Annotated in this window: 10 protein-coding genes; 1 reads left to right on the forward strand and 9 read right to left on the reverse strand. The window is 39.1% G+C overall.

Going from position 1 to position 13,036, the window contains the following annotated elements; genetic code table 11:
* Positions 1-64: 64 nt before the first annotated feature.
* From NSTC731_RS17070 to NSTC731_RS17110, 9 genes are all read right to left on the reverse strand, one after another.
* Positions 65-1,078, reverse strand: a complete 1,014-nt coding sequence (locus NSTC731_RS17070) for a glycosyltransferase family 2 protein (RefSeq protein WP_445631823.1) — start codon at positions 1,076-1,078, stop codon at positions 65-67.
* Between the two features lie 95 nt (positions 1,079-1,173).
* Positions 1,174-2,169 carry a glycosyltransferase family 2 protein gene (locus NSTC731_RS17075; protein WP_445631824.1) on the reverse strand — a complete coding sequence of 332 codons (996 nt, stop codon included), beginning with the start codon at positions 2,167-2,169 and terminating at the stop codon, positions 1,174-1,176.
* Positions 2,162-3,196, reverse strand: coding sequence for a polysaccharide deacetylase family protein (locus NSTC731_RS17080; protein WP_445631825.1), 1,035 nt, complete (start codon positions 3,194-3,196; stop codon positions 2,162-2,164). Before NSTC731_RS17080 ends, NSTC731_RS17075 begins: the two co-directional genes overlap by 8 nt.
* Positions 3,197-3,200: 4 nt before the next feature.
* The gene (locus NSTC731_RS17085; protein ID WP_445631826.1) at positions 3,201-3,929 is read right to left on the reverse strand and encodes a methyltransferase domain-containing protein; all 729 of its coding nucleotides are present in this window, start codon (positions 3,927-3,929) and stop codon (positions 3,201-3,203) included.
* Positions 3,930-3,976: 47 nt separating this feature from the next.
* Positions 3,977-4,912 (reverse strand): NAD-dependent epimerase/dehydratase family protein, encoded by a 936-nt coding sequence (locus tag NSTC731_RS17090; protein WP_445631827.1) that lies wholly within the window; start codon positions 4,910-4,912, stop codon positions 3,977-3,979.
* A gap of 92 nt (positions 4,913-5,004) precedes the next feature.
* The gene (locus NSTC731_RS17095) at positions 5,005-6,240 is read right to left on the reverse strand and encodes a glycosyltransferase (protein WP_445631828.1); all 1,236 of its coding nucleotides are present in this window, start codon (positions 6,238-6,240) and stop codon (positions 5,005-5,007) included.
* 95 nt (positions 6,241-6,335) lie between these two features.
* A complete protein-coding gene (locus NSTC731_RS17100; RefSeq protein ID WP_445631829.1) occupies positions 6,336-7,661 on the reverse strand; it encodes an ABC transporter ATP-binding protein in 1,326 nt (441 codons plus the stop codon).
* 41 nt (positions 7,662-7,702) lie between these two features.
* Positions 7,703-8,548 carry an ABC transporter permease gene (locus tag NSTC731_RS17105; protein ID WP_445631830.1) on the reverse strand — a complete coding sequence of 282 codons (846 nt, stop codon included), beginning with the start codon at positions 8,546-8,548 and terminating at the stop codon, positions 7,703-7,705.
* 37 nt (positions 8,549-8,585) lie between these two features.
* Positions 8,586-10,787: a GumC family protein gene (locus tag NSTC731_RS17110; RefSeq protein WP_445631831.1), complete on the reverse strand. Its 2,202-nt coding sequence runs from the start codon at positions 10,785-10,787 to the stop codon at positions 8,586-8,588.
* A gap of 827 nt (positions 10,788-11,614) precedes the next feature.
* Here NSTC731_RS17110 and NSTC731_RS17115 point away from each other — a divergent pair.
* The gene (locus NSTC731_RS17115) at positions 11,615-13,027 is read left to right on the forward strand and encodes a sugar transferase (protein WP_445631832.1); all 1,413 of its coding nucleotides are present in this window, start codon (positions 11,615-11,617) and stop codon (positions 13,025-13,027) included.
* Positions 13,028-13,036 lie beyond the last annotated feature (9 nt).

A 13,036-nucleotide genomic window follows, 5' to 3' on the forward strand; every position in this document is an offset into this window, starting at 1 on the left:
AAGCATTTTAATGACTGGAGAGACTATCTCAATTACTTGCCACAATTGGTATTATTTAGTTTATTTAACTTCGATAAAATGACAGGGAACGTTTCAATCCAGCTTGGGTAGCAAAGTAAATAAAATATGCCATAACTTTTGGTGAAATACTGCATTTAAATGCCTCTTTAATTTGGGCGATCGCAGCAGATAAATCGCCAATCATCAGCATATTTTGGGCTGTTCTAAGAGCACAGATTGCCGAGTGTTTTTTATTGGCATCGATCAGGCGATCGACTGTTGATTGTGACAGATAAGCAGGTAAATAAGACTGAACAATTTCCAACCCACGGCGTACCTCTTGCATATTTTTGCCTGTACGCACAGTTTGTCCAGTATTAGATACAGAATGTAGCCGATAAATAGCTAGTGGCTCAACTTCGTACCATACAGGGTATTGTGCGGCAATTCGCACCCACATTTCCCAGTCTTCATAATAAAAACAAAACCGATGGTCAAAACTACCTAACTTTTCATATACTTGTCGGCGAACGACAATAGAGGGAGTTTGAATATATTGTTTAACTATAATTTTTTCCAACCAATTATCAATTGTGCCGCTTTGAGGTTGTAATATCTCAGAAAAGTGTCGCCAGTGCCCTGTTTCATCCATAAAGATGTGACGACAGAAAGCGGCTCCTATTTCCGGCTGAGTATCAAATGTTTGTTGCATCTTGCGATAAAAGCCTTCCCGAACGCAATCGTCACCATGCAAAAGATGGATGAGTTTGCCACGCGATCGCTCTAAGCAGGTAGTAAAGTTCTTAACATGTCCAACATTCTCTGGCTGGCGATAAAAACTAACGCGATCGCCTGCTAATTCTCTAACAATAGCTTCTGGATCGTCCTTGGTGGAGTGGTCATCAACCACCTCTATTTGCATTATCTCCGGCCCTGGGTCTTGTGATAACACACTCGTCAGTGTTTCACGCAGATAATTTGCACAGTTGTAAGTGGGAATCATCACTGACCATAAAGGTCGTGGTTCTCCATCGGGCACAGGTTGAATAACAGATCGAAAAGGGTATAGCTCATTCATAATAATTGGCTTTTCGTCAGTTCCGGTGTTCAGTTAATTTGTTTTTTATTGTTGTAATTAAATAATTTCTTCAAGTCATTGTGAAAAACTATTCGTCAATTAGTTCTGGACAGGTCACTAGATTTAGGCCATGTCTGCCTTAATATGAATTTCACGATTTTTTTTATACTCCTAGTAAAAGATTGAGCAACATCTGGAAAAAATTGCCATAAGTAGAACATTCGTGGGTGCTGATAAGGCCATAATGCTTTATTTAAAGCTTGCCAAATCTCAGTATCCTGGTATCCTTGTTCGCACAAATATTTCTCTAACCAGGTCAAGAAAGTTAAGTGGGTAGGATTTGGTTTGAGTGGATTGTATTCTCCTAAAGCTTGTGCAACATAACAGGAGCTTTTTGGGTGTTGTCGATACCTATCCCAACAGCCACTTTCTACGAAGACAGATGCTTTGACACAGACTTTGGCAAAGAAGGCTTTATCTTCAAACAGTCCTCGAAAGGACTCCTCAAAGCCACCGACATCTTCAACGAGTTTGCGATGTATGAGAACGCCGCAGATGCCTGGTGTTTCGGCTTTGCCTTTCAAAAACAACTTGAGCAGTGTTGGCGGTTTTAGCAGGGTATCAGGTTTTACACCCAGAGTTCGTTGGCGATCGTGCTTCGCATCTTCAGGATTACCCGTCCAGCCAAACCACGTCAAAGTGGAGCCATAAACCATACCTGCTTCAGGGTGAGCTTCTAATATTGCGACCTGCTTCTCCAGTTTTTGTGGCAACCAGATATCATCTGCATCTAGTAAAGCAATATATTCACCTTTTGCATGGCGAATTCCCAGATTGCGCGTTGCACTCATACCGCGATTTTGATGACCTTCATGCTCCAAATAACGCACTTTGTCAGGGTATTGTTGGGCATATCGCAACGCAATGGCTGTACTTTCGTCGGCTGAACCATCATCTGCTAGTAAAAGTTCCCAATTGTCATAGGTTTGAGCAAAAATGCTTTCTATTGCTTCTATAAAGAAATTTTCAACAGCGTTCAAAAAGATGATGATGCAGGAAACTAACGGTTTCTTATTTATCTGTTCAACCATAAAACCACCTCGCTAATTGCTTGGCAAATTCTTCCCCATTCCAGTTTTCAATCCCGAAGCGAGGCAATTGAAAACTGTTGTGTCGCCAGACTATGTCTTTAGTTGTAGTGCAAGCACAGTCAAATCCAATAGTTTGAGCCAACTCAAGGGTTTGTTGAGTGTAATTACCAAATGGATAGGAAAAACTTGTTATGGGACGATTGAGCATCTCCTCTAAAGTAGCTTTGCTTTGCTGGATTTCATATCTTTGTAATTCTGTTGATTGTGCTGAAAGAAATGGATGGGTAACTGTGTGAGCGCCAATTTCTACTAAATCTCCTTGTCCCAAAGCACACACCTCTTCGGGTAAAAGGGAGCGGTGAGTCTTGCGTACCGTAGATTCGGCATTAGCCCAAATTACTAACTCGTCTAGAGCTTTTAAACATTCCCATTCTGGTAAAGGTAGTAATACTTGCCAAATTGAGTAATAGAAAAACATTCGAGAACCGGGTTTAGCTTCCCAATATTTACAGATGCGATCGCTTTGATAGTCTTGTTGAGTGTAATTGGCGGCTTGACCCAGTTCCCAGTGACAAAGGCTACCATTAATATTCAGAGAAAGTTTCTCCGGTAATTTGCCCGGTCGCAAAAGTAGCCGTTCTAATTCATCCCACCAAAACTCACGCTCTTTTCCTATGTAGCCAGTACTCACGAAAACCGTGGCTGGAATACTATAGCGCTCAAGTATTGGTTTGGCATAATGGAGATTGTCTGCATAACCGTCATCAAAGGTGACAACCACTGCTCGATCTGGAATGTTGCCATCTCGATGTGCTTGTGCGAATTGCTTGAGGCTAAGAGGTTGGTAATATTTTTGTAAAACTTCTAGTTGCTCGGCGAAGTTTTGGGGAGTTACGCACAGACTCCAGGGGTCTAATTCTACCTCAGCGACGCGATGGTACATCAAAATCAGCCCCTTAGAGGATGCTAAATTTTTCTGGAGCCGTTGAATCGTTCGCTGCAATTTGTCACTTCCAGGTATTTTCATTCCATCACCTCATATCAGGTTTCACTGCTCTGACGGTGATAGTTACCTCGTAGCTACGGTCATGATAATCTAGCTTTCCCTTGGGTATATCTTGAACTACCAATCCTTGAAGAAAAGCTGTGGCTGCCAAAGCATTTCCGTGGGTTTCGACTTGAATATTCTCTTTAGGGAAAACCTCCTCAAACAGTCGCTGTGCAGATACGGCTGTAAAATTCCAACACCAGCAATGGTTCCATTGCCGATCTTTGAGTGGTGTGATTCCCGGAAACGTAGCCAGAACAACACCTCCTGGTTTCATAATTCTGTAGGTTGTTAAGAGCGCTAGTCGCACTTCGTAAATTAGCTGAAGCGTCTGAACCAGTATAAAGCAGTCAAATGTATTTGATGGTATGTGTTCTGCATCTGTTAGGTCTGCGATGATTGTTGCATTGGAGTTATCTTGAACATGCAATACATCGCTTTTAGTAACGCGATCGCCTCCAAATTGCTGAGTATAATAGTTATCTCCAATTTCTAATACGTGCCCATGAATATCATTTGAATGGCGACCCAAAAAATTCTCAATATAGTAGCGGTCAATTGGTTTTCCTCGTTCAAAACCCCAACCTGAATTTATAGGTTTTAAGCTTTGCAGAGTACCCAGGCGTACCTTATTATATTGAGACTTTAGCCAGTGGTGGGTAGGAGATGGTAATATCTTTTGAACGATTAGTTTTAACTGTTTTTTGTTCATCAGAAAAAATTATTTTTTTTAATGAGTATGGCTTTTTTAAAGAAGAACTATATGCCCAACAGTTCTGCATAACTCCAATTTGCATAAACACGGACACCCCGTTCTAAAGATAAAAAATCGGTTATTCCTAAACTTCCTAATTTTGTAACATCAGCTTGCCAATTAATGGGGGTTCCAACAGGAACTATTCCATCAAACTCAACACTACCCTTGTAGTCTAAAGATTGAAACACCATCTCCGCTAATTCTGAAATTGTAACTTCTCTTCCACTTGCGAAATTATATGTTTCTCCTTGCATTGGTGCAGAAGTTGCTACTACTAATAAAGCTTTGGCAATGTCGAGTACATGAATAAAATCACGGCTTTCTTTGCCAGTTCCTTGTAATTTAACTATGGGTTGATAAATTGCTTGTCGGCAAATATCCCAAAGAACTTGACGACGCAAACCAGGGCCATAAGCAGAAAAAATTCGTACACTTGCAGTTGGTAAATCATAAACTTTGCTAAATTCTAAACATAGTTGTTCGCTTTGTAACTTATGAAATCCATAAGGAGAAATGGGGTTACAGCGTTGAGTTTCTCCAATAGGTAATGACTCTGGATTTCCATAAATAGCTGCACTAGAAAGAAAAATAAATCGACATCTAGGAGCATTAATTCGCAACGCATTTAAAATTTCAAAAGTTAAAGTTGTGTTAGATTGAAAGTCAATATCTGGTTCAATAATCGATAAGCCAACAGAGGCACGCCCTGCACAATGAATGCAAATGTTAGGAGAATATTCCTTTAATAAGTTATTTAAAGAGGGATCGGGTAATTTGAGACGATGATAAACTGTTAAGTTGTGAAGGGGAGCATTTTCAGGAGGTGAATTATCAACGCCTATTACCGACCAACCTTGCTCTGAGAAATACCGAGCAACGTAACGACCAATAAATCCCGCTACCCCAGTAACTAAAACTGATTGATGGAAAGTAGTCATTTTGGTTATGTTGTAATAACTAGTGTTTGAAAATTTTGATAAATTGAGATAAATGAATTTTGATAATTATCTCAATATTTAAAGTTAAACCTTTACATATCTAAAACAGTTTTTGTCCACCAATCTTTTCGAGTATTAGCAAAATTAAAAGCATCTTCTAAGATGCGGTTACTTAGTTGCTCTAAGACTTCTTTTTTCGATAAAGTATCACAAATATAAGCTGCTGCTTCGTCAGGGCTATTAATATCTAAAATTGGCAAGCCAGATAAATATGGTAATGCTTTCAGACAAGGCTCAGTTGCAAAGAAAGGAATTCCATAAGAAACACATTCAACTAATTTCATTTTTACTGAAAAATCATTATCAATAGGACATATAAAAATATCGGAAGTCTGAAACAAAGTCTCAAGCTCTTCTTTAGGAATAAAACCAGGAATATGAACGTTACTTTCTATAGTCCAATCTTTAGGCATATTAGAAAAATCTGTACCAGTAATCACAATTTTTATTTTATTATTTAGTCTTAATAACCTCGGAGATAATTCACAAATTAACCATTTTACAGCTAAAAAATTGAAATAGAAATTAATATTACCAGCAAAGAAAACTGTCTTTGAATTTGTATATCGCCAGCCGCCGCGTTTAGGCGGAAGTATTTGTGAATTGATCGATGCTTTTTCATTACCTAGTAAATATTTTGGAATATCTGCTTTGGACATAAATATACATTTATCAGCCAATTCACAGACTTTTCTTTCAAAAAATTTTAGTCTTAAATAACTAATAAAAATGCTCAATTGAGATTTGTAATTGAACCAATTATGGGGAGCAAGAGCCTTAAAAAATTCTGCCTCTTTATCAGTTGCAAGGTATATCTTTTTTTGTTTAAGTTTGAGAAAATTTTTAAACCATAAAATACTATATAGTTGTTCAACAATAACAACTTGAATCGAGAGTTGTTCGCAGAGTTCAGTTAAATATTCAGAAACATGTTTTGCTCGATCCCAATTGTAGTACGTTACATTCTGAAAACTAAAAGTCGAGCGTAATTTATACACAAATCTTTTATATACTTTTACTACTTCTTTTAAAAAATTTTCTTTTTTTTCAGAAGGAGTTAATCGAGTAGTTAAGTAATAATTAACTTTCAGGTTTTCTAATTGTATTTTAGTTTGCAATTGATTACTTTCGTTACAAGTAACGGCAACATAAAGGTTGATATCTTCTATCTGAGATAATTGAAAAATATCATTTAAAAGTGCCATTCCACAACCATTATTAGGGTCTAAAGGATAACTTGTGAAATAAAGAACATTTTGCTTTTCCATGCTTTCTCTCTTATCTATCTTGTATCAAAAGGGATGTCTGGTTTTGGATTAAATAAACATCAGACTATCTCTAAAAGTCTCTCATTGAATTATTTTTAGGTTTTTAAATTTAGATTTGAATCGGCGATTGGCGCTGAGAATACTTGAAAGTTACAGGTTACTAAACCGTCACATGTTATACCAAAATCTTCGGATGGAAGTTCAACCACCTCTATTTCAAATGCCGACTCAATATAATCAAAGATAGTATGGAATGAAGAATCGGAAAGCCAAAGACCAATGACATAAGTACCTGATTTTAAATGTAGCTTTTCAATGTTTAATTTAACTATATTTTCTCCCTGCTGAAGGGATATTATTTGCCCAAGTGATACAATATCCGCATTTACTAATTTGATACCGTATTGGTTATAGACAACAACTGCAAGACTTCCTATATTTCTTGAGGAATCTGATTCAATTTTTAGTAAAAATTCAAGTTCCCCATTTGAATAAGCATTAAAAGAAATATCTTTTTTTGAACTACTATATTGAACAGCGATAAAACGAGCTTGTCCATTGCCATTTCGATGTGCATCGCTTAAATTTATCCACTTTTTGGGGAAAGCTTGATAAGAATAATAGTTACTAGATAAATATTGAGTTATCACGCTGTTTGTATTCCCGTAATTAATTAGCTGCCCCTTATTTAGTAACAAACATTTAGAACATAGCCGTTGAATTGCTTCAATATTATGACTTACAAATAGAACTGTTCGAGCTCGATCGTTGGATACTTCCTGCATTTTGCCAAGACATTTTTTCTGAAAATTTGCATCTCCAACTGCTAAAACTTCATCCACAATCAAAACATCTGGCTCTAAATGTGCTGCAACCGAAAATGCAAGGCGTACATACATCCCAGAGGAGTAGCGTTTAACAGGCGTATCTAAAAATTTTTCAATCTCTGCAAAATCAACAATTTCATCAAACTTGCGTTTGATCTGTTCCCGACTCATGCCCAAAATCGCCCCATTGAGGTAAATATTTTCCCGCCCTGTCAACTCAGGATGAAAACCCGTCCCCACCTCTAGCAAACTCGCCACTCGCCCCGTAATCTCAATACTGCCATGAGTAGGTTCCGTAATCCGGCTCAAAAGCTTCAGTAATGTCGATTTTCCCGCTCCATTTCGCCCAAGAATTCCAACCCGATCGCCCTGCTTAATCTCAAACGACAGATCCTTGACCGCCCAAAATTCCTCACGATTCGAGTTTTGCGTTGTGCGTTTTGCGTTTTGATTAAAGGGGTTCAACGTCTTCGCGATCGATTTCGCCCCGTCCGCCATCACATCGCGCAACGCCTTATAGCGATATCCTTGCTGCTGATGGCTCAACACATAGCTCTTACTTAAATTCTCAACCTTAACCACCGTATCTGCCATATATTCTCCAACCTCTGCTAACAACTCCTGAAACCCTGTACCTAAATAATGTCCGCAAACTTGCGCTCCATTCGGCGGAAATAGTAAATTCCAGTAATCAGCACTAATATCACTAACGCCATCGACAAGAGAAATCCTGGTAAATAAATGTCAAAATTTTTACCTAAAATTGCCCACCGGAAACCATCAATTACACCCACCATTGGATTTAATGAGTAAAGCAGTCGCCACTGTTCCGGCACCACACTACTACTAAAACCCACCGGCGAAATATATAATCCAAACTGCACAATAAACGGCACAATATATCGGAAATCCCGATATTCCACGTTTAATGCGGCCAGCCATAACCCCGACCCCATTGCTGCTGCAAATGCGATCGCAATAAACAACGGCAGCGTTAAAATTCGCCAATCCGGCACAAAGTTATACCACGCCATAAATCCCAATAGGATGATTGCAGAAATCATAAAATCGACAAAACTCACAATCACCGCACTCGTTGGCACAATCAAACGCGGAAAATAAACCTTAGAAATTAAATTAGAATTACTAATTAAGCTATTACTACACTCACTCAAGGCATTGGAAAAGAACTGCCAAGGTAGCATCGCCGAAAACACCACAATCGGATAAGGCGCACCCGCCGACGGAGCCTTGAGTAAAACACCAAATACAACCGTAAACACAACTGTTGTTAAAAAAGGTCGCAGCAACGCCCAAGCCAGCCCGATGGCCGTTTGCTTATAGCGCACCAAGATGTCTCGCCAAGCCAAGAAGTAAAACAACTCCCGATACTTCCAGATATCCTGCCAGTACTGCTGCTCGGTTTGCCCTGCCTTAATCACTAATTTCTGCCGAGGCTCGAGCGTCTGTTTTCCGATCATAAAAATACACCTATCCCAGAGTTAACTTATAGTCAAGTCAATAAATAAACTTCATCAAGCTCTTAATCCCAGGCAAATTTATCTGACTCAAAGTAGACCTTTTTCCACCATCAGATCCTCTAGAGTGATAGTAATCAGATCCCTTTTCAGCAGTAACCCCATTTACCACCATTCCTAAAACATGCGATCGCGCTTGCTCTAGCATCATTTTCGTACTCTTAGCAACAGCACGGTCAAGCACTTTTGGATGTACAACTAGCAATATCCCATCTGCCATCTTGCCCAGCATCAGTGCATCACCAAACAAACTCAAGGCAGGAGTATCAATAATCACACAATCATAGTCTTTGACTGCCTCTTGAATTAACAAAGCCATACGCTGCGAATCTAGCAATGCTGCGGGGTTAGATGGGATTGTCCCAGCCGTTAATAAATCTAAGTTAACTAATACTTCTTGAGTGGTGTTGCGAAACTCTGCTTGACCAACCAAAACATTACTTAGTCCGACTGGATTAGATAATTTCCAGATTTCCTGTTGAGAGGAGTGACGCATATCCGCATCTACTAATAGGATTCTGCGCCCCATATGTGCTTTAGCTACTGCCAAATTTGCAGCCACAAATGATTTGCCTTCACCTGGAGCCGAACTAACTACGGCAATTACTTTTAATGGTCGATCGGAGATAGTAAAATCCAGGTTCGTCTGAAGCATCTCAAAGGCTGAACTTGCTCCTGAACATGGATTATCTTTGACTGGTAGTTCGACTAGACCTTCCCCACTGTTTTTAGCTTTTCGATCCAAGCGAGGAATCGTACCGAGTAAAGAGTAACCTAATAACTGCTGGGCTTGCTCAAGAGTTTTCAGGGATCGATCCATAGCTTCTAAGATCGAAGCTACGCCTACACCCAGCAAAATTCCCAAAAATCCACCCAGTGCTAGCTGAAAGACAATTTTGGAAGGAATAGCTTTTTGAGGAAGTAAAGCCGCAGATATTACCCTGGCATTACCGACATTCTGATTTACTACTACATCGACTTCTTGCGATCGCTTTAGCAGTTCTTCATAAGTAGATGTAGCAACTTGCAACTGTCGCTCTAACTGCTCTTGTTTTTCTTGGAGTTGCGGTAAAACACTCAATCGTCTTTGAGAAAGTGTGTATGCATTCTGCAAAACCGTAATTCGGTTAGCTAATGCTGAACGTTCTACATCCGACTGTACCAGTTGGGCCACTAAGGTCTGCTTGAGTTCTCCCATCCCTAAATTCTGGGCTGGTACAGATTTTTCTCTATCTGCATTCTCAACAATTCGCGTCTCTAACTGCTTTTTGAGGGCTGCTTCTTTTGCTAACAAATTAACGATCGTAGGATGTTTGTCTGTATAACGAGTCTTTTCTACTGCTAACTGGTTTTGCACCTGTTGGTATTGTGTTAATACTTCCTGCACAGCTTTTGATTGACTTAAATTCCCCATATCCACAGCCTGCTGCGAATTCAATCTCAATTGACGTTGCAGAAGTTTTGAGCGAGTCTCAGCATCCGTTAAATTTGCCTGGGCTTGGGTAATCTGGTCTGATAAGTTTGCGAGTTTGTCCACTCCTTTTGCTGCTTCTTGCTCTAAAGCGATTACCCGATTTCCTTCTTTAAATCGACGCAAAGCTGCTTCCGATCTAGCTACCCTTGCTTCAACTTCAGGCAATTGCTTGCGTAAAAACTTCTTTGCCACTGTCGCTTGGGCTTGGTTAACGTGAATATTGTTCTCCAGGTAATATCTCATCAGCGAATTCACAACATCTGCGGCTTCTTTTGGATTGCTGCTGCTGTACGAAATCGCCAAAATATCTGTACCCCGAACACTCTTAATTTTGACTTGTTTGAGAAACTCATTTATTTCCAAGGGTGTTCCTTGCTTATCTACCAACCTGAGACTAGCAATAGTTTTCTCAACTATTGGATTAGAACGAATGACCTCTGCTTCTGTATCCAACGGACTGTTGATTTCAGTCACACTTCTCAACTCCCCAACTTGTGCCGAGGGATTTGTCAGCGAAGAAACGCGGTCAGTTTTACTGAAAAGCAATTTACCTTCTGCTTCATAAATTGGTTTTTGCTTGATAGCATTTAAAGTTGAAAGCCCAAAAATAGAGGCAGTCACCGCAGCTATAATTAGCCAACGCCTTTTCAGAAGTAGCGAGTATTGCTGCAAATCTAAGGAGTTTTGGTCTTCTTGGTTAGAGGGCATGGAGTATGTTACGAATACCTGAAATTGTTTTTACTAATTTTGCTTCACAATTTTGGTAGTCCAAGATAGCCATTTGGACATAATTAGGATTAATTACTAGTTATTTGTATAAAAAATCATAATATAAGTATCCGTATTTTTTAAAATGTTTGCTTTTTATTAGATTTCCTTAGATTTATCCCAGAAATATTATCTGAATGTCAAGGTGTTTTTAATTTTTTTTTCTAAAATTTTAAATTAAATTAAAAAGCATTTATTTTAACTCATTAAGTAGAAAAGCATAAATATTTATAGTTGAGGTCAGGCAGGAGGTAGAAGGCAAGATATAGGAGGGAAAAAGCTTTTAGCCTCATTTATCTTGGTTAACATGATTATGTTTTTTTTCACCCACTTACTTCTTTGGTATTAATTTAATAACAGCATTTCAACAGCTTGCATAAGCTTTTTCTTTATTTTGTTACTTTGTGAACAGCTACTTTAACAGCAAATATACGCTAATCAAAAAATTAAATATAAAGTTCAGATTGACTACACTCATGGCATAATGCAAATGTCAAAAGAACAACCTTGAAGCCGTAGTGTAGTTCGTACAGCCAATGCAAGTTAAGATGTATCTCCTACAGATATGCTATACCGACGCACAGATAGTTCCCCTCCTAGTTTGTAATACATAATCTCCAATTTCTTTGACAAACAGAGCATACAAACTTTCTTATTTTTGTATGCTTTGGCACAATACGGCTAGTCTTTAATATTCCCTTATTTGACTCGGTTGCTGGTTTTAACGAAGAAATCGATATCAGGATACTGAAGAATAATAAAAACCAATGACTTCCACAAGTTATGTCAGTTTACCTATCAATACTAGGCTGCCAAATATAGTCCGCAGCCTACCGATATTGCTCTTGTTAGGGGATATTTTTGGGTTGCTAATTTGTTTAGCGATCGCACAATGGTTGCGTTTAGATCAACCCTTACATTGGCTAAATCCGTTACCTTATACATTTGTCTGCATGATACTTGCAGCATTTTATTTAGCAGATGCTTACCATCCAGATCGGCAAATTTCAGGTTTAAGAGCGCCCGCTCGAATTATTGTTTGTAGCATTGCGATCGCCTTGTTGATTTCTGCACTAATTTACTTGTCAGATATTGCCAAATACAACCCGATATCGTGGCGGAGTGTCTTCTTACCCAGCTTAGGAATCTTTACTATCTGGGCAATAATATTGCGCGTGGTAGCAGTGAGATGGGTGCGATCGCACGCTTTAAAAAGCCGTTGGTTAATACTAGGATCGGGGGATAATGCCATCAAATTTACACAAAAATTGCTAGAACTTAATCCCTTAGGAAAGTTGACTGTTCTAGCAGAGGAAAACCAAAAAACCATAGACTTACCAAAAAGAAATCTAAGTTATCAGGGAAGCCTGAGCGATTTGTCGCAATGGAGTCAAGAATCCTGGTCTGGGGTTATAGTGACAGCGCAGATAAACTTTTCCAAGTCACAAGCACAACAATTAATGCAGATGCGGTTGCGAGGCATTCCGGTTTATACATTGCCAGATGTTTACGAAACATTTTGGTATAAACTACCTTCGTCGCTGTTACAAGACAAATGGTTGGCTTTTAGTGATGGTTTTAACTTAATGCCTGGTTACTTCAGTATGAAACTGAAGCGAGTTATCGATCTCATCTTGATCCTCTTTTTACTAGTATTAGTTGCACCACTTTTATTATTGGTTGCATTACTAGTTAGGCTAGATAGCCCTGGGCCAGTATTGTACAGTCAGCAGCGAAGTGGGTTATACGGTAAACCATTTAGAGTTTATAAATTTCGCTCCATGTATCAGAATGCAGAAAAGTTGGGGGCGCAGTGGGCTAGTCAACGCGATCCACGAATCACCAGAGTCGGATACTGGCTACGTTTGTTGCGTATTGATGAATTACCGCAAATATGGAACGTCCTACGGGGTGAAATGAGTCTGATTGGGCCTCGTCCAGAACGACCAGAATTTGATGTCAAACTCAAAGAAGCGATTCCCTACTATGAAGTTCGCTATTTGGTCAAACCTGGAATTACAGGCTGGGCACAGGTTATGTATCCCTATGGAGCATCTATAGAGGATGCTTACGAAAAGCTGTCATACGATCTGTACTACATCAAAAATTATTCCATTTGGTTGGATTTAGCGATCGCCTTCAAAACGATTCGAGTTGTTTTGTTAGGTAAAGGTAGATAAGGAAAAAGA

Source organism: Nostoc sp. DSM 114167 (genome assembly GCF_052692655.1).